Source organism: Shewanella sp. Sh95 (assembly GCF_001308045.1).
Taxonomy (GTDB): Bacteria; Pseudomonadota; Gammaproteobacteria; order Enterobacterales; family Shewanellaceae; genus Shewanella; species Shewanella xiamenensis.
In genome coordinates, this window is the sequence record NZ_LGYY01000044.1 from 1 (window position 1) to 18525 (window position 18525).

Annotated in this window: 17 protein-coding genes; 6 read left to right on the forward strand and 11 right to left on the reverse strand. The window is 46.4% G+C overall.

What is annotated here, in order from left to right; all coding sequences use genetic code 11:
* Positions 1-162: 162 nt before the first annotated feature.
* From AEA42_RS23010 to AEA42_RS03390, 5 genes are all read right to left on the reverse strand, one after another.
* A complete protein-coding gene (locus tag AEA42_RS23010; protein WP_259476489.1) occupies positions 163-294 on the reverse strand; it encodes a hypothetical protein in 132 nt (43 codons plus the stop codon).
* A gap of 115 nt (positions 295-409) precedes the next feature.
* Positions 410-1120, reverse strand: a complete 711-nt coding sequence (gene phoU / locus AEA42_RS03375) for a phosphate signaling complex protein PhoU (RefSeq protein WP_037429875.1) — start codon at positions 1118-1120, stop codon at positions 410-412.
* A gap of 127 nt (positions 1121-1247) precedes the next feature.
* Complete coding sequence (pstB, locus tag AEA42_RS03380) at positions 1248-2066, reverse strand: phosphate ABC transporter ATP-binding protein PstB (RefSeq protein WP_037416943.1); 819 nt, start codon at positions 2064-2066, stop codon at positions 1248-1250.
* Positions 2067-2099: 33 nt separating this feature from the next.
* Positions 2100-3758 (reverse strand): phosphate ABC transporter permease PstA, encoded by a 1659-nt coding sequence (gene pstA, locus AEA42_RS03385; RefSeq protein WP_037416941.1) that lies wholly within the window; start codon positions 3756-3758, stop codon positions 2100-2102.
* A 59-nt stretch (positions 3759-3817) separates the two neighbouring features.
* The gene (locus AEA42_RS03390; protein WP_047538995.1) at positions 3818-6076 is read right to left on the reverse strand and encodes an ABC transporter permease subunit; all 2259 of its coding nucleotides are present in this window, start codon (positions 6074-6076) and stop codon (positions 3818-3820) included.
* 200 nt (positions 6077-6276) lie between these two features.
* On the opposite strand from AEA42_RS03390, the gene AEA42_RS03395 reads away from it, so the two are divergent.
* The gene (locus tag AEA42_RS03395; protein WP_037416937.1) at positions 6277-6777 is read left to right on the forward strand and encodes an ACT domain-containing protein; all 501 of its coding nucleotides are present in this window, start codon (positions 6277-6279) and stop codon (positions 6775-6777) included.
* A 61-nt stretch (positions 6778-6838) separates the two neighbouring features.
* Here the strand turns inward: AEA42_RS03395 and AEA42_RS03400 are convergent, their stop codons facing one another.
* Positions 6839-7726 (reverse strand): DMT family transporter, encoded by an 888-nt coding sequence (locus AEA42_RS03400; RefSeq protein WP_055646958.1) that lies wholly within the window; start codon positions 7724-7726, stop codon positions 6839-6841.
* 290 nt (positions 7727-8016) lie between these two features.
* Between AEA42_RS03400 and AEA42_RS03405 the strand changes: the two genes are divergently transcribed.
* Positions 8017-8841, forward strand: coding sequence for a DUF2797 domain-containing protein (locus AEA42_RS03405; RefSeq protein WP_055646959.1), 825 nt, complete (start codon positions 8017-8019; stop codon positions 8839-8841).
* Between the two features lie 84 nt (positions 8842-8925).
* Here the strand turns inward: AEA42_RS03405 and AEA42_RS03410 are convergent, their stop codons facing one another.
* Positions 8926-9324 carry a VOC family protein gene (locus AEA42_RS03410; RefSeq protein ID WP_055646960.1) on the reverse strand — a complete coding sequence of 133 codons (399 nt, stop codon included), beginning with the start codon at positions 9322-9324 and terminating at the stop codon, positions 8926-8928.
* A gap of 202 nt (positions 9325-9526) precedes the next feature.
* Positions 9527-10132, reverse strand: a complete 606-nt coding sequence (locus tag AEA42_RS03415) for a DUF4136 domain-containing protein (RefSeq protein ID WP_055646961.1) — start codon at positions 10130-10132, stop codon at positions 9527-9529.
* Between the two features lie 317 nt (positions 10133-10449).
* On the opposite strand from AEA42_RS03415, the gene AEA42_RS03420 reads away from it, so the two are divergent.
* The 3 genes from AEA42_RS03420 to AEA42_RS03430 all read left to right on the forward strand — a co-directional run bounded on the left by AEA42_RS03420 (position 10450) and on the right by AEA42_RS03430 (position 12181).
* Positions 10450-11043 (forward strand): LysE family translocator, encoded by a 594-nt coding sequence (locus AEA42_RS03420; RefSeq protein ID WP_055646962.1) that lies wholly within the window; start codon positions 10450-10452, stop codon positions 11041-11043.
* 27 nt (positions 11044-11070) lie between these two features.
* Positions 11071-11619 carry a DUF1415 domain-containing protein gene (locus AEA42_RS03425; protein WP_055646963.1) on the forward strand — a complete coding sequence of 183 codons (549 nt, stop codon included), beginning with the start codon at positions 11071-11073 and terminating at the stop codon, positions 11617-11619.
* 73 nt (positions 11620-11692) lie between these two features.
* Positions 11693-12181: a hypothetical protein gene (locus AEA42_RS03430; RefSeq protein ID WP_037416923.1), complete on the forward strand. Its 489-nt coding sequence runs from the start codon at positions 11693-11695 to the stop codon at positions 12179-12181.
* A 107-nt stretch (positions 12182-12288) separates the two neighbouring features.
* Here AEA42_RS03430 and AEA42_RS03435 read toward each other — a convergent pair whose 3' ends face one another.
* Entirely contained in the window at positions 12289-14163 is a 1875-nt protein-coding gene (locus AEA42_RS03435) for a methyl-accepting chemotaxis protein (RefSeq protein WP_231640349.1), read from the reverse strand.
* 553 nt (positions 14164-14716) lie between these two features.
* On the reverse strand, positions 14717-15001 hold the full coding sequence (locus AEA42_RS03440) for a hypothetical protein (RefSeq protein WP_055646964.1): 285 nt from the start codon (positions 14999-15001) through the stop codon (positions 14717-14719).
* Between the two features lie 422 nt (positions 15002-15423).
* Between AEA42_RS03440 and AEA42_RS03445 the strand changes: the two genes are divergently transcribed.
* Positions 15424-16989, forward strand: coding sequence for a S8 family serine peptidase (locus AEA42_RS03445; protein ID WP_055646965.1), 1566 nt, complete (start codon positions 15424-15426; stop codon positions 16987-16989).
* Positions 16990-17209: 220 nt separating this feature from the next.
* Here AEA42_RS03445 and AEA42_RS03450 read toward each other — a convergent pair whose 3' ends face one another.
* The gene (locus tag AEA42_RS03450; RefSeq protein ID WP_055646966.1) at positions 17210-18496 is read right to left on the reverse strand and encodes an acetyl-CoA hydrolase/transferase C-terminal domain-containing protein; all 1287 of its coding nucleotides are present in this window, start codon (positions 18494-18496) and stop codon (positions 17210-17212) included.
* Between the last annotated feature and the right edge of the window lie 29 nt (positions 18497-18525).

Below are 18525 nucleotides of genomic sequence, written 5' to 3' on the forward strand. Positions count from 1 at the left end.
GTCGGACTGGTTTTCCGCTGCGCTTCAAACCAGCCGCAAATGCGGGCGTTAAATCCTTAAAAAATTTTAATCCGAAACTGAAGAGTTAGAGCAACGGCTCTATCACGCTTCTGTCCCAAAGCGTGCTGAGTAAGATTATTAAGTCTACAGGCTACGACAATGCTAAACAGGTGAGCCATGGTGATTAGCGAGACGACCGTCCGCCCCACGGACGGGGCGGTCGAGCATCCAAGGAAGGACTTGCTGCGCGTCGTAGAGCAAATGCCATGGCTCGCCCATCGTCATAACGAACAACCTCGCCAACCTTCTTACCGTCTATTCATGGCCATCAATCAGTTAAACATCTAAACAAAAACGCTCTGCGGATTAGGCAGAGCGTTTGTGGATAACGCCTTGTGATAAAAGGCGTTTAGTTCTTCATATCCTTTTCCATATCTTCATAGGAAGTATGGCGGACGTCTTTACCTTTTACGTAGTAAATAATGTATTCGCAGATATTTTTACAACGGTCGCCCACACGCTCAACCGCACGGGCTGCCCAAAGTACGTCTAAAACGTCAGGGATTGAGCGTGGATCTTCCATCATGTAGGTCATTAATTGGCGGATAATGCCTTCATATTCACGGTCGAGTTTAGCGTCTTCCTTGTGCAGTTCCAATGCAGACTCTGCATCCATACGGGCTAATGCATCTAAAGTGGCGTGGAGCATACGAGTCGCATGGCGGCCCATATTTTCAATACTGACTAATAAAGGCTGCTGATTATTCAATCGCTTATCTAATGCTGCCTTGGCAATACGCACACAGGCGTCACCGATACGCTCAAGATCAGCAATCGATTTTGAAATCGCGATGATCATCCGCAAGTCGCTCGCTGCGGGCTGGCGCTTGGCGATAATGCGGGTACATTCTTCGTCAATCGAGACTTCCATCCCGTTGACTTTATGGTCACCTAAGATCACCTTTTGCGCTAATTCGGCATCTAAGGTGCTTAAGGCATCGATGGCTTGCTCTAATTGACGCTCAACCAAGCCACCCATAGCGAGTACACGGTTACGAATATCTTCTAGCTCGGCGTTAAATTGCCCTGAGATATGTTTGTTTAAATTCATATTTTCCATTTTGCCAACCTTTTACTCAACTGTATCAACGCCTAGATGGAGTTTGCAATGCTTAACTCTGTTCTAGGCGGTGGCTTATTTCGTTAATCGCTTATCACTCACATCACCACTGCCAAGGGCAAGGTGATTAACCGTAACGGCCGGTAATATAGTCTTCGGTCTTACGTTTTTTCGGTGTGGTGAAAATGGTGTTGGTATCGGCGTATTCCACCAATTCGCCCATATACATAAAGGCTGTTTGATCCGACACCCGCGCCGCCTGTTGCATGTTGTGGGTAACGATAACCACTGTGTACTTAGTCTTAAGCTCGGTTATCAGCTCTTCGATGGTTAAGGTTGAAATCGGGTCGAGTGCCGAAGTAGGTTCGTCGAGCAGTAATACTTCTGGCTCGATGGCAATCGCACGGGCAATCACCAAACGTTGCTGCTGACCACCGGATAAGCCAAAGGCGTTATCGTGCAGGCGGTCTTTCACTTCATCCCAAATCGCCGCGCCGCGTAGCGAACGCTCAGCCGCTTCGTCGAGTTCACGGCGGTTGTTAATGCCCTGCAGACGCAGTCCATAAACCACGTTTTCGTAAATCGACTTAGGGAATGGGTTAGGACGCTGGAACACCATACCCACGTTACGGCGCAGGGCGGCAACGTCGATCTTTTTGTCATAAATATTTTGACCGTGCAGCAGAATCTCGCCGTCAATATGGCAGTTGTCCACCAGATCGTTCATGCGGTTAATGCAGCGCAATAAGGTGGATTTACCACAACCGCTGGGGCCGATAAACGCCGTAACTTGCTTCTTTGGGATCTTCATCGACACATTGAATAGCGCTTGCTTATTGCCATAGCGCAGGTCTAAGTTGCGGATCTCCAGCGCGGTATCGTTCTGGCTCAAGTTTGCTAAGTCAAAGTTATTGGTTTTCATGGCTGTCGAATCTATAGAAATCATATTCAGTCCTAATACTTTCAGGATAATCGCTGATTAATGCTCAAGCGAACGATATTTTTCACGTAAGTGGTTACGCACACTAATCGCGGTTAAGTTCAGTGCCACAATCACTGTTACCAGTAAGAAGGAGGTGGCGTATACCAGAGGACGTGCTGCTTCAACGTTAGGACTCTGGAAGCCCACATCATAAATATGGAACCCTAAGTGCATGAATTTACGTTCTAAATGCACGAACGGGAAGTTTAAGTCCAGTGGCAATGTCGGTGCTAATTTCACTACACCCACCAGCATTAACGGTGCCACCTCACCCGCGGCGCGGGCCACGGCTAAAATCAAACCCGTCATGATCGCAGGGCTTGCCATCGGGATCACAATCCGCCACAGGGTTTCGGCTTTGGTTGCACCCAGTGCCAAACTACCTTGACGCACCGCACTCGGAATACGGCTTAAGCCTTCTTCGGTCGATACAATCACCACTGGCAGGGTCAGAATCGCCAGCGTCAGCGCCGACCAAATCACCCCTGGCGAACCAAAGGTCGGTGATGGTAAGGCTTCGGCGTAAAACAGTTGGTCAATCGAGCCGCCCATCATGTATACGAAGAACCCGAGACCAAATACCCCGTACACAATCGATGGCACACCCGCTAAGTTGATTACCGCAATACGGATCATCTTAGTAATTGGGCCTTTTTTGGCATATTCGTGCAGGTAAATCGCGGCAATCACCCCAAATGGCGTAACAATAATGGCCATTAAGATCACCATAAATACTGTGCCGAAAATTGCAGGGAATACCCCCCCTTCAGTGTTGGCTTCGCGTGGGTCATCCAGCAGGAAACGGCCAACCCCGACAAACCATTTACCGATTTTTCCCATCAAGCCTAAGTGGTTGACGTAGGTAACATCTAGCACAGTGTCTAATTTAAGTTCCACCTCAACACCGCGCATATCGCGTACAATCACAGCGTCGCGAGCCGCTTCATCACGCAGGGCAAACAGCTGTTTTTCGAGTACTTTATAGTCTTGTTCGAGCGAATGTTTCGCCGCGGCTAACTCCTGCTTGCGACTATCGGTCAGCTCACCATCTAACTCGTAACGGCGCTCTTTTAAACGCAGTTTTTCGATGTTGTAGTTAATCGAGCCAATATCTTGTTTTTGCAGTGATAAGGCTTTGTCAGACAGTGCGACTGCGCGCTCAATATGTTCCATTAAGGAGGATTCAAGCGCATCGTTTTTAAGTTCTAAGCGTTTACCGTTTTCAATCACCGCCACTGGGTAACCGTAAAAGTTACCGTTTTTCGTCCGCTCAAGCATTGCGACATCAGCTGGCTCACTACGGCTAATAATGTCAGTCGCTAAAATCCAGCGGAAATCTAGGCCCACAAATTCACGGTTACCGGTCTTGACTAAATAACGGGTCACAAACTCACCGGGTGGCTGTTTAAACACATGGCCTGCGGCGGTTAAGCGCTCAGTCGGCACTTCTTCCCTATCGTAGATTTCACCGATTAAGGTTGACCGTACACCCGAGCTATCTTCAAGTTCCCATTGATAAATCGTCGCAGGCCAAAAAAAGCTTAATCCGCGCCATGCAATCAGCAGTAACAAACCTAATACTGCAATCAAACTGATGCTCACCGCGCCACCTGTCATCCAAATCCATGGCGAGCCTGATTTTACCCACTTACCCATTGCACAAACCTCTCAAGGTCATTGGCGAAATAGTATTTAGTATCATTATCTTATCTCCATTACAGCGAGCTATAGCGGTCACGCAGACGCTGTCTTACCACTTCGGCAATGGTGTTAAAGAAGAAGGTGAATACGAACAGTACAAAGGCTGCGAGGAACAGCACACGATAATGTGAGCTACCAATTGCCGATTCAGGCATTTCTACCGCAATGTTAGCCGCTAATGTCCGCATACCTTCAAACACGCTCCATTCCATAATGGCGGTGTTACCCGTTGCCATTAGTACGATCATAGTTTCACCCACCGCGCGGCCAAGGCCCATCATCACCGCAGAGAAAATCCCTGGGCTTGCGGTCAGCAGCACAACACGAGTCAGAGTTTGCCAAGGCGTCGCGCCCAGCGCCAAACTGCCGTTAGATAGATGGCGTGGCACAGAGAAAATCGCATCTTCGGCAATCGAGAAAATGGTTGGAATAACCGCAAAGCCCATGGCGATACCCACGACCAGCGCGTTACGTTGGTCGAAGGTGATGCCTAATTCGTTAGTGATAAATTGGCGAGTGTTACCATCAAACAATGCCACTTCAATCATCGGGCTGATGGCAAAGGAGAACCAACCCACAAAGCAGATAACCGGGATCAGCATCAGCTCCTGATAGACTTCAGGCAAACGTTGTTTCCATTTACCGGGTAACTTGCTCCAAGAATAGGCTGAAAGCAAAATCGAGGTCGGCAGCAAGATCAGCAGCACTAAGATGCCCGGCAAGTGTTCTTCAATCAGCGGAGCTAACCAAAGTCCTGCGAGGAAACCTAAGATAACCGTCGGTAAAGCTTCCATGATTTCGATGGTTGGCTTAACAATGCCGCGCACCTTAGGCGACATAAAGTAAGCGGTATAAATCGCGCCTGCAATCGCTAATGGTACAGCAAATAACATGGCGTAAAATGCAGCCTTCATGGTGCCAAAGGCCAATGGCATTAAGCTCAGCTTGGCTTCAAAGTCATCACTGCCCGAGGTGGATTGCCACACAAATTTAGGCTCAGGGTAACCTTCGTACCACACCTTATTCCACAACGCGCTCCAAGAAACCTCGGGATGAGCGTTTTCGACGTGGAAGATATTCAGTTGGTTGTTCGCTTCAACGACTAAGCCATTTGAACGTGGGCTAAACCCCATGGCTCCCGGATTTTTAAGGTCAAAGGTTTTATCAAACAGTTCACGCTCACTGGTGGTGTAAAGCAGTGATAGCTCGCCTTCGGGGCTCACCACAGCAAAACTTTTACGGTAAAACTCAGAAGCCATAGAGGCAACAGGTGGTAAGCCCGAAAACTCACGAATTTCTTTATATAAACGGCCTTTTGGACCATTTACTTGGAAGTACTGGGTTACCACACCGCTGTCATAACTCACTAAAATCGAGCTAGCACCTGCGAGCAAGGCAATATTATTAACCTTAGACTTGTCCTTTTCGGCATCGATAACTTGAATTAAATCGATATTTTCAATGTCACGAATATTGTAAACAAACACCTTATTGCCCATCTGCAACATCAGTTGGCGTTGATCAGGGGTCATTAATTGGTGCGCCGCCTTTTTAGGGGCATCAGGGAGCAGTGCACTCGTCGTTGTCCACTCAATCTCTTCGGTCATCATGTTTTCTTGACCTTCAAGACGGCTTAAACGCCAAATGCCATTATTATCTTGGTAGGCAAAGGTGATTTTATCGCTACTGAAACTAAAGGCTAAATGGTTGATAGCACTACCAGATTCATCAATCGTGATCGGCGTTTCACCTGCGCTATAACGCAGTTTTGGCGTGATAAGACGTTTATTATTGGGATAGCTTAACCCAAACTCAATGCCCACGATTAGGGCTTGGCCGTTACTCAAACCTAGGGCAAAACGTTGCTCACTCGGCGCGGCAATCGCGGCGCTGGTCACGCTCACACCAGCAGGTAATGGCGGGGTAAAACTGGAGAGTAAGCTGCCATCGGCAACAGTGTAGAAATCCACTTGGCCATCGGCGGCTACGCGATACATTACCTCATTTTGCTCATCAGCACCGACCATCAGGGTCGCGACTTCAGCATGTTGATAACTCACGCTTTTTACTGGAGTCACATCCGCGCTGTCGAAAATGGGTTTAATCACGTATAACAAATAGAAGAAGATCAACAATAAGGCGACAAACACCATAGTGCCGCCAATCGTGACCCCAATTTGAGCCGCTTTATCCTTAAATGCCCTGCGACTTGAACGTCCGCCTTTCAGCATACTGTGCGGCGCAGAACCAGGTTGAATGACCTGACTTTCCATTAAGAACCTCTATTATTAAAGCCTGTGAGTTTTTTCGCTAGGAATTGCGAAATGCTATGCTTACACTGTTTGAGCATAAACTGAGCAATAACAACACCCTTCATTCTAAGTGCGTTGAATTATATGACGCAAAGATGACAGTTGTGTTACACCCCGTTGTAAAACAGGTGCCTTTTACAAAAAAATAGGAGTCAGTCGCCATGCTACGATATTTAATCACGCTTCAAGCACCTGATAGAAAAGGACTAGTAGAGCAAATCGCCCACGCCGTGAGTCGCCATGGCGGCAATTGGCTCGACTCAGAATTGCGCCATATCGACGGGATTTTTGCCGCCATTTTGTTACTCGAAGTGCCTTCCCTGAAAATGGACGAACTGATTGAAGCCTTAGAGTGTATCGACGGGCTCACCCTCACCTATGCTAAAACCTCAGTCGCCCTCAAACCCATTAAGCGGCTGACCTACAGTTTAGTGTCCTACGACAGACCCGGATTAGTGCTGGATATCTCCAATCGGATCACCGCGCTTGGTATCAATATCGAGCAATTTAGCAGTCAATTTGAAACCGCTGGCCATACTGGCATCGCCCTCTTTCGCGCCACCATAGGTTTAGGCTTGACCGACCTTGCTCAAGAGGAGCAACTGATGCAATCCCTCTATGCCCTCGGTGATGACTTAGTGCTGGATAAACTCAGCCGTTAGGTTTCAACACTTTTAACAAAAAACGCCGCGGGCACTGCCAGCGGCGTTTTTTTATAGAGACTTAGCTAACGTTCTGGTGCCGAGACTTAATCAAATAACGCAGCGGCACTTGTGAAATCAGCATACCGAGCAGCATCAAACCGCAGCCAACCAAGGCGCGCAGCCCTAAGCTCTCCCCAAGGAACAAAATACCGCCGATGGCCGCAAACACAGTTTCTAAACTCAAAATAATCGCCGCGTGGGCAGGATGCGCATGCTTTTGCGCTAGCACCTGCAAAGTATAGGCAATACCCACTGAAATCAGCCCCGCATAGGCCAGTGAGCCCCAGGCGGCAATCACTTTATCGACTGTCGTGACCTCAATGGCCGCAGACACCAGCAGGCTTAATACGCCGCACACCAAAAATTGCATCATGGCGAGTAACACTGGCGAAATCCGCTTGGCAAAATGATCTACCGCCAAAATGTGCATAGCCCAAAACAGCGCGCCAATCAATTGCAGCATATCGCCATAACCAATATGAAAGCCGTCTTTAATACTTAAAAAATACAGCCCCACTAATGCAACGGCACACCCCAACCATGTATTTGCGCCAGTAGCATGTTTCAGCGCCAGCCCCAAAATCGGCACTAACACGATATAAAGCCCAGTGATAAAGCCCGCATTGGCCGCGGTGGAATACAGCAGCCCAACCTGTTGCAATGAGGCGCCAGCAAACAGCAATCCGCCTACCGCCACGCAGCCAATGGCAAAATCTTTAGGTGTACCGAGATGAATTTTACCTTGCCGAGCCAAGTACCACACCAGTGGAACGAGTGACAGCGTACCAATTAAGAAACGTAGCCCGTTGAATGCAAAGGGCGATAAATGCTCCATTCCTAAGGTTTGCGCGACAAAACCAAAGCCCCAAATGGCAGCGGCGAGCAGGAGTAAAAAATTGGCAGGCAAGATACTGTCTCAATGATTAAAAAGGATGACAAGATTACCGAGATGCTGGACGCTTGTCCAAAATAACCTACAAGTGAATAACAAACTGACGCACTCACCACGAGTTAATTGACAGTTCATTGGCCCCCGTTAACCGCCGTACATTTAAATCAAGTTGGGGTATCAATCGAAAATTCCTATCTAAACTCAACTAGATAATCTTGTATACTGCACACCAAGCAATGACGAATGCATAAGTGCGCTGGGAAGCCTTGCCCAACCCAGTGACACAATAAAAACTAGGAACACCTATGTTAGGAACGCTAAAAAAGCTGCACGCACACTTAGATGAGGCGCAACAAGTACAGTATCAACTGGTTGTTGGCGACGAGTTACTGCCACTGAATCCCTTAATTGGCAAGCCGCTAACCCTGACCCACACGGGTAATATCTTCTGCTGTAACTGCGGCAAAAAGACCAAAAAGAGCTATTCGCAAGGCCATTGCTTTGTGTGTATGCAAAAGCTCGCCAGCTGCGATATGTGCATCATGAAGCCCGAAACCTGCCACTTTGACCAAGGCACCTGCCGTGAGCCAGAGTGGGCGCAAAGCCATTGTTTTGTGCCGCATTATGTTTATCTATCCAATACTTCAGGTATCAAAGTCGGCATCACTCGCCACACACAATTGCCCACCCGCTGGATAGATCAAGGCGCCACCCAAGGTTTACCGATTTTCAAAGTATCGACACGACAAATCTCGGGTTTAGTGGAAGTGGAATTAGCCAAGCTCATCAACGATAAAACGCACTGGCAAGCCATGTTAAAGGGCCATGCCGATGATATCGATTTGAATGCTAAGGCTGCGGAACTGATCCCACACATCGAAGCTAAACTGCATGAAATCGCTATGCAAAAAGGCGATTACAGCATCGAGCGATTGCAGGAAGACATTCAAACCATTCATTATCCGATTGAAGTTTTCCCCAAAAAAATCAGCTCACACAATTTTGATAAAGACGCCGTGGTCAGCGGAATTTTACAGGGCATCAAAGGCCAATATTTACTGTTCGATACGGGCGTGATTAATATCCGCAAATTTACGGCCTATGAAGTGAGTGTATCCTTAAGCAACTAGCTTACGCCGCGTTGTGCTAAGGCGAAGCCCTACACAACGCGCGCTATTCTTGGCTTAGTAACGCTTGGCTTGAAAGGCAATGTACTAACCAACTTGCACTTCCATATAGACAAGTTCCCAAATATGTCCATCGAGATCTTCGAACGCATGGCCGTACATAAACCCTTGATCTTGAGCTTGACGATAGGCTTTGCCACCATGCTGTTCAGCAAGTTTTACCAATTGGTCGACACGTTCTCGACTGTCACAGTCTAGGCAATTGAGTACCTCTGTCGTGGCATGGGCATCGGCAATCATCTTATCGGTAAAACCAGCAAAAAAAGGCTTCGCCAGCAGCATCACATAAATATTGTCCGCGATCACCACGCAAGCAGCCTGCTCATTGCTGTATTGCTCATTGATACCAAACCCTAGACCAGCATAAAAAGCCCTTGATTGTTGAACACTTTCAACCGCCAAATTAACAAAGATACTTTGTGCCATCATAATCTCCCTTTATAAGTCCCTGCGGACGTACATCCTAGTCCGGTAAAAATACCTGTCATCTGTGGATAGGTAAGTAAATAGCAAACTGAATTGTCTAGTCTATCATTGCAACATCCTAAACTCGTGTTCCAGCTAGCTCTTTAGGCGAGCATCTGACTCACCTTAAGACTTTACTGATTACTGCGCCAAAATATCCGCCCTATTGCACCGCATGGGTGGCGGGCAGCGATAGCAGCATTTCCTCGATTGAGCTATCGAAGCGGGCTTTGACTTCATCCATATCCTTAATATTGGCAAAGCCTTGGCCAAGAACTCGCCATACCATCTCATAAGGCTGACCCGCAATGCCCGTTGGCTTAAAAAAGCTAATCAGCACTGAGCCTTTATCGTATTTTTTAAGATCAACACCTTGATTCGACAGGCCCGGCACTAAGCCTGCGGCGGCAAGTATCTGCTCATCCGACATTTGTGTGCCCATGGCGATGCCGAACCCCACTTGAAAGTCCGCCAGTTGCGGGTCTTCAACCCAGCGATAACCTTTTGTCAGCAGCACTTTTTTAAGGGTGTCCTGCATATGTTGTAAGACTTGTTGCTGATCGAGCCTGCGGTCAACAAAGATCTTCTGTAGTGTGGGATGCCAACTATAGGTCATGGCGCTCGGCGGTAATTGACTCAAATCCCCCGAAGTTACGACAGTAGTTCGTAGCGCTTGCGAATCATCGTTCACACTTACACAGGCGGTAAGACCTAGCAAACTCAAGCTTACAATTGTCAGTACACGTCTTATTTTTTGTGGTAAATACATGCTCTTTCCCTTATGGCAATTTTTACAGCTTAAGGATAGTTGCTATTTCTCAGACTGAAAGTCGATATTCATCATAGTGTTAAATTGCAACGTTCGGCAACCGCTGCACTTATATTGCTCAGAAACCTTAGTGTGCACCACATAGTTATGATTTGTTACTTTATAAAGCCCGTACAGCGTATAGGCGCGATTCAATTTACCCGCTAGAATGCCTCGCTCAACGTCAGTGATAGTAATACCTCGACGCTTAAATTCGAGAGTAATATCCCTATTACAATGCCAAAAATGACAATAAATAAAAGGTGTGGAATTTATCTATGGAGTTAATACTGGCTATCGCATTGTTTGCCTTTTCATCGGGGATCACTCCAGGGCCTAACAATATTATGCTGATGACCTCAGGGGTCAACTTTGGCGTTAGACGCAGTATTCCGCATCTGATGGGGATTAGCCTTGGCTTTCCTACCATGATCCTCGCCATCGGCCTAGGCTTAAGCGCCCTATTTCAAGCCTACCCGATTATCCACCAAGTGATTAAAGTCATTGGGATTGTATACCTTCTGTACCTGTCATGGTTGATAGCCAATAGCAGTAGCAAGATGGAGGGCAAGAGCATCGCTAAACCTTTTAGTTTTCTGCAAGCCGCGGCATTTCAATGGGTTAATCCTAAAGGCTGGATTATGGCCGTAGGCGCGATTGCCACTTTTACCTCGGTACAACAGGATCTCACACCTCAAGTGGTTACTATTGCCACAGTGTTTTTATGTGTGGCTTTTCCCTGTGCCGTGGTCTGGCTTGGGTTTGGTGTAGCACTTAAACGTATTTTGAAAAACGAACGCCAGCAGAAGATCTTTAATATCACTATGGCCATCTTGCTTGTGGCGTCTATCATCCCTATGATCGCCCCCTAATTTTGGCCGTAAGAGTTAAGCACTAGCATGAATGAGATAGATCTGATCATTGAACAAACCGATAACTGGGTGAAAAAAGTGATCATGAAATACAATATTTGCCCCTTCGCCAGACGTGAGGTCGAGCGCGGCAGTATTCGCTATCTTGTTGTTGAACAAACCAAAGTCAAGCTAGTGCTTAAGGCATTGATTGAAGAATGCCAATACCTGGATGCCCACCCAGAGCACGAAACCTCGCTGTTTATTCTGCCGCGGGGATTTGAGGGCTTTTACACTTACCTCGATCTCGTCGATATGGCGAACGACGCCTTATTCGACAACGACTATGAAGGCGTTTATCAGCTCGCACATTTTCATCCCGACTATTGTTTTGAGGATGAACCACAGGACTCGGCCGCCAATTTTACCAACCGCGCGCCCTACCCAACCCTGCATATTATTCGCGAAGCCAGTATGGAGTTAGCCCTGGCTAACTACAATGACCCCGAGTCCATCCCCGAGCGCAATATTCAATTTTGTGAGCGTAAGGGCAGCGAGTTTTTTATTAAATTACTCGCAGAGTGCATGGGGAAATAGCTTAATCACGGCGGGTAACACATGTACCGCGTAACAATCAGCTGAATGTTTGCGACAACGGAATGTAATCACGATGGACTTGATTATCCCATCAGCATTAAAGCCCTTTTTTAGCACAGAGATACCAGACTCACGCCAACTCGACATCGGTTTTGCCCTATTTGAATTTCCAAGATTTGAAGACCTCATCGATTTTCAAATGGGTTATCGCTGGCATGGTATCACCCAAGCGCGGGAGCCTACTTGGGATGATAATTGGCTAGTACTGGCAAGCTCCTATGGCGATCCCTTAATTTATCATTTAAAGGATGAACACATTCTTTTCGCTCGCCATGGCGCATGTGGTTGGAAGCCCAACCTTCTTTTTACCGATTTAGCCCAAATGTCTCGCTGTTTTAATGCGTTAGCAGCACTAATCTCCGACGCAGGCGACGCTCTTTTTGATGATGACGACAATATCCAGCCAAACTATGTTGAGTTAATTAAAGCGAAGATTGTGAATCATGTAGGGCTTGAGCAAGGCAACCAGATCGTCGAGCAACTAGAAATTATGGCCTACTAACATAAGAAGTAGGCCGTAGAAATTTAAATGCTATAAATCATCACATTAAGGATATCTACGGCCTGTTTGTCATAGTCAGTAATACTCACGAATAAGATCAGTCGAACCTATAACTGAAAACGTGTTACTAATCCTTTTAGCGTAACGCCAAGGCTAGCAAGATTATCGGCGGAGCTTGCTGTTTCTGCTGCGCCATCAGCGGTTTGTTCGGCAATATCCCTCACTCTCACGATACTTTTATTAATATCTTCTGCCACAGCGCTTTGTTCTTCCGAGGCTGCAGCGATTTGATGTGTCATATCCTGAATACGGCTAACCGCAACGGCAATATCCACTAACATCTCACCGGCTTCGCGGGATAATGACACTGCGCCATCACTCAATGTTCGGCTTTTGGTCATCATTTGTACCGACTCCGATGTCCCTTTTTGCAAGTTAACAATCATATTTTCAATTTCTTCGGTAGAGGATTGTGTGCGGCTCGCAAGGCTTCGCACTTCATCGGCCACCACTGCAAATCCCCGTCCCGCCTCACCAGCCCTTGCAGCTTCAATGGCCGCATTTAGTGCGAGTAAATTAGTCTGCTGTGCAACCGATTTGATCACATCAAGGACGGCACCAATACTGACACTTTCCGATTGTAAGCGCTCCATTGCATGTGCAGTGGTCGCTATTTCCTTGGCTAAAAGTTCGATTTGGCTAACCGCTTCGATAACTTTTTTATTACCTACCGCAGTGGTGTGATCCGCCTCTTTAGCGGCTAATGCAACATTTTCAGCACTCGTTGAGACCTCTTGTACTGTCGCAGCCATTTCATTAATCGCGGTAGCGACTTGGTCAGTTTCACTACGCTGATTTTGCATCCCCACACTATTTTGTACTGTGACCGAAGAAAGCACCTCAGCCGATGAAGCCAACTGCACCACGCTATCACCTATTTGTGCCAACATTTGCCTAAGGGTGCTATTCATTTCATCCATAGCACGCAATAGTTCTCCCATCTCATCCTGACGCTCTGAGTGAATAGTGCTACTTAAATCACCTTCGGCAATTTTTCTCGCTGTAACAAGGGTTTGTTTAAGTGGCCCAACAATTTGTCCACTGATTAACCAAGCCAGTAAGGGACCGACGACCAAGGCAACAATTAATGTACCAAGTACCACCTCCTTGGCTTGAGCATCCGCGTCTGCCCGCTGATGCTTTTGGATGTCAACTAATTCACGAATATTCACCATCAATGTTTGTGCAGCCTCGCCCATTGACTGTGTTAGGTTAGCCATATCACGGTTAACATTGACCAACGCATCAATATCTTGGTCATACCGATCCAGTATCTGTATGGCTTGCGCAGTATCTTCCCCCTTAAGAGTGGCAATAGTCTGAGATAATCTGGCAATCGCATCTTTTGCCGTTTTTAAATTAAGATCACTAGCATCATAGACATAGCCTCGAATGTGATAACGTAACATGGTCATTTGCTGGCTAACACTTAAGGCATCTTTTAATAATTCAGTATTTTGGGTCGCTTGAGCCTTGTTGGTCATTCTATCTACCAATTCCGCATAAGTGGCAACCAACTTTGCTCCCACTTGGGCACCTGTGACTTTTAATGCCTGTTTATGCTTAAACACATCACTAAACTGATTTATTGATTGATGATATCGTTCCATCGCCACTAATGATTCTTGAAGATACTGTCTATCGTAGGCATCGCTATACTCTGACAATTGTTGCTGTAAACCACTTTTTGTATTTTCAATTAAGCTCTGGAGTTCATCTAATTTTGTTAAATCGCCATTTGCGATAAATTCTAATCGCACGGCCTTGGCCGCAAGCAAGGTTTTATCGACATTGGCAATAAACTCTAACCGACGACTACTGATATCGATTGAGGTAAGTCCCCTGTATCCAGCCGCTGCGACAATAAATATCAGCAATAACAAGATCCCAAAACCAAGCCTTAACTTATTGGTTACTGTCATGTTTCCTAGCAGGCGGCGCAAACCTTCCATTTAAATACCCCGTATCAATTTTAAAGATGAGTAAACAAATCCAGTGCAATTGTAATAATTTTCCCATGGCCGTTTATTGACCTAGTTAACCAATCGATAAAATACATTATATGTATAACATTTAAATCAACAGTATATTGTGGAAGTCAGAGGCAGGAGAAAGCACGGCAAGTAATTAAACGGAATTTATAAAATAAAAACAAAAAGTTAAATCAACACCATCAGTGTAATGGCTGCAAAATATCCAACATATCGTATCAACGAAGCTTTTAGATGGTATCAGGGCTTTGGTATGACGCAGACTATTCTCCCTACGGGGAATGGGCTCAGCAATACTGGCAATCCGATTCGGTATTAAAACAGAGTTAATTCAGCTTATCCGGCATAGATATCAAATGAAAAGACATAAAAGGTTATGTGGATGACTTAAGAAATACTATTCAACTTCAACGTGTTAGTGTGGCTTTGAACGGAGTAACAAGCGTGTTATCTAATGGCATAGAGATTTTCTAACGACACAACATTATTTCAAATTTCGTCGTATAGCTGACTTTAAGTCGACCTTATCCAGCCCGATGGTTTTTAGCATTTGTTTACTTTTAGTGTCGAGTTGAGCCCAATCAAAGGATTTGTATGCTCCATTTCTTATTGCCATAGCGGCGATTTTTATCGCTATTGATACGCCATTCATAGGCTTTTTTAGCGCAAACAGATACTCATCTTCAACATTACTGCTGTGGATATAAACTTCGGCTCTGCTCTTATTGTTAAAGTTGATTTGCAACTCAAAGAGAATGATCACAGCCATTAAACTTTGCAAGAAACCCCAGAAGTTACGACCTTTACCGCACTAAAGTTGGTAATTATTGGTATAAAACCCATCAAATCATGAAGTGAGATTTGCTTGGCGAGCAGTGCAAACCAAGCAGTCACAAACCCTAACCCCAAGGCCTTATCAACAAAAAATAAATATATTTAAATAACTTAAATAAAATTAGCCAATATATCCCCCTGCATGGCTTAGTTATTAACGCTGCGCTCATTGTCACCCTTTGCTTACCGCTCAAATGTTTACAAGTTGCTACATTTGTAATTTATTTGTTAAAAACAATTTCCTGTGTTAGGTTGAATTCGCTTAAGTCAGCAGACTCTCGTCTGCGCATAGGAGCGCAAGTAGATGCTCCGTGTCACTTAGGTCTTATAACCTTGATAACAAATGGAGCAAGCACAATGAAATTAACCAAAATCGCCAGTGCCGTTATTGCCGTATCTGTAGGCGTTATTACCCAAGCCCATGCGGATGACAATCGTTATGTCATTCAAGTCGAAGAAGGCCATAAAGGTATTGTTAAAGCACTCGCTAAAAAGCTTGGTGGTGAAATAAATCTTGAAGGGGATGAATTTATTGCTGCAACTTTTACAGGTAAAGATCTCGCCCAAGTCAAAGGCCTATTAAATAATCCTCATATTACCCTGATTGAAGAAGACGTTCGTCGTCATCCTATGGCGCTGTATAACGATGATGCGGGTAATCCTATGACCCAACAAGTCACGCCATATGCGGTATATCAATCCCGTGCAAACCAAGTGACTTTTAACCCAAATGCAGGCATGAAGGTTTGTATTATTGACTCAGGATTAGATAGCTCAAACCCCGATTTTAACTGGAACAACATTACTGGCGATAACGATTCAGGTACAGGAAATTGGTTCCAAAATGGTGGCCCACATGGCACGCACGTTGCGGGCACCATTGGCGCCGCCAACAATAATATTGGTGTCGTCGGTATGGCACCTGGCGTACCTATGCACATCGTAAAAGTATTCAATGCATCGGGTTGGGGCTATTCATCTGATTTAGCCTATGCAGCCAACAAATGTAGCAATGCGGGCGCTAAGATTATCAGCATGAGCTTAGGTGGTGGTGCGGCAAACAATACCGAAAAGAATGCCTTTGATGCCTTTACTGCTGCCGGAGGCTTAGTGGTAGCCGCTGCTGGTAATGACGGTAATTCAGTACGATCTTACCCTGCGGGATATCCATCCGTCATGATGATCGGCGCTAACGATGCGAACAATAAGATTGCCGATTTCTCTCAATATCCCAGCTGTTTAAGTGGTCGCGGTAAAAAAGCTGTCAATGATGACGGTATCTGTGTCGAAGTCACCGCAGGCGGTGTCGATACACTCTCAACCTACCCAGCTGGGATGGCAACGGCATCAACCTTAAGCGTCGATGGCGCGAATGTAGTCTCCTCAGCGATGGAAAACGCTGGTTCAGCCACGGGCAATACTTACTTTATGGGAACAGCTCAAGCAGTAGACTCTAGCGCTAACGGTAAGATCTGTGTGATCGACCGCGGTGTGATCTCCTTCCATGATAAAGTACTTAACTGCGAAAACTCTGGTGGCGTGGGTGCAATTCTGATCAATAACACCGCCGGTATGCTCTACGGCACTTTGGGAGATACTAATGCCACCAGTATTCCGGCAGTAGGTGCAGCGCTTGAAGATAGAGCTCGCCTTGTTGCCGCACAAAATGCGACGATCTCGATTGGCGCAGTTGACTATGGTTTTATGAGCGGAACATCGATGGCAACCCCTGCGGTATCGGGTATTGCAGCACTCGTGTGGTCTAACCATTCTCAATGTACTGGAGCCCAAATTCGCAAAGCGTTAAAAGCAACCGCAATGGATGCGGGCGCAGCAGGTAAAGATATCTACTTTGGTTATGGTATCGTCAATGCTAAAGCGGCCGATACTTACCTCACCACCTATGGTTGCTCAGGCAAATAAGCTTAACAAAGCTTATTTCAATGTAAAAAATCAGCACTTGTGCTGATTTTTTACATTAAGAGTGAGTTGAAGGCTGTTGGTATATGAAGCAAGAATACAAGCTAAACTCAGTTCAAAAGCCTCCTTGAATAAATTCTCGCTTTACGCTTCTTCATCTCAGCATTGAAAGGCATAACAACACAGCAATAGGCATTAAGTAATAACGCCATGATTTACAAGGCTAGAGACTTAATCCCCACACTTCAAAGGCGTCGCGGCAAAGTTGCTCACGAAAATCCGGATGGGCGATATTAATCAAGGCCTGTGCCCGTTCACGTAGCGAGCGGCCACGCAGGTTCGCCGCGCCATACTCGGTCACTATGTAATGAACATGGGCGCGGGTAGTTACCACCCCCGCCCCAGGAGATAACACGCTAGCGATGCGAGAAACTCGACCTCCCGCCGCAGTACTTGGCAGCGCAATCACAGAGCGGCCACCTTCGGACAGCCCCGCGCCGCGGATAAAGTCCATCTGGCCACCCACGCCCGAATAAATCTTAGTGCCAATGGAATCGGCACACACTTGCCCAGTGAGATCGACCTGCAGCGCCGAGTTAATCGCCATTACATTGGGGTTTTTACGGATAATAGACGTGTCGTTAACTTGCTCGATATCCATAAAGATAACCGCAGGATTATCATCCACATAGTCGTATAACTTCTGGCTACCTAAGGCAAAACCGGTAACCAGTTTTCCGGGGTAAAAGCGCTTTTTACTGTTGTTAATCACGCCCTTTTCAACTAATTGCAAAATCCCGTCGGAAAATAACTCGGTATGCACGCCTAAGTCTTTGTGCTCGGTCAGGCAGGACAATACCGCATCGGGAATCGCGCCAATACCCATCTGCAAACAATCACCATCGCGGACTAATTCAGCCACATTTTTCCCTATCGCCAGACTCACAGCATCGCCAGTGGCAAACGAATGGATAGGTAAACTGGCGCTTTGCTCATACACGGCGGCAAAACGGTCGATATGGATAAAGCCATCGCCGTGGGTGCGGGGCATTTGTGGATTAATATGGGCAATGATTTTACCCGCCACTTGGCAGGCGGCTAAAGTGGCCTCCACCGAAATTCCTAAGGAACACATGCCATGTTTATCCGGCGGCGACACTTGGATAATCGCAGTATCAATTTTTTGCTCGCCGCTGCGGAACAGTTTAGGCACTTCAGAGAGGAAAATCGGCACATAATCGGCATCGCCACTTTGTAATAACGGCCTTGTAGGCACCCCACCGAAAAAACAGCGATGGCGCAAATGCCCACGTAAATCGGGATGACTTAAGGATTCAGCACCTTCGGTATGTAGCTGTAATAAGGTGAGATTTTCAAGGGTGAGCGCATGTTTTGCCAGCGCATCTAATAGGACTTTTGGAGTTGCGCCCATGGAATGGGTCCACAGGGTTTCGCCACTTTGGATCAGTGAAACCGCTTCGAGGGCACTTTGACACACAATCGCAGGCATACAGAATTCCTTCGCTAAGCTAAATCTCT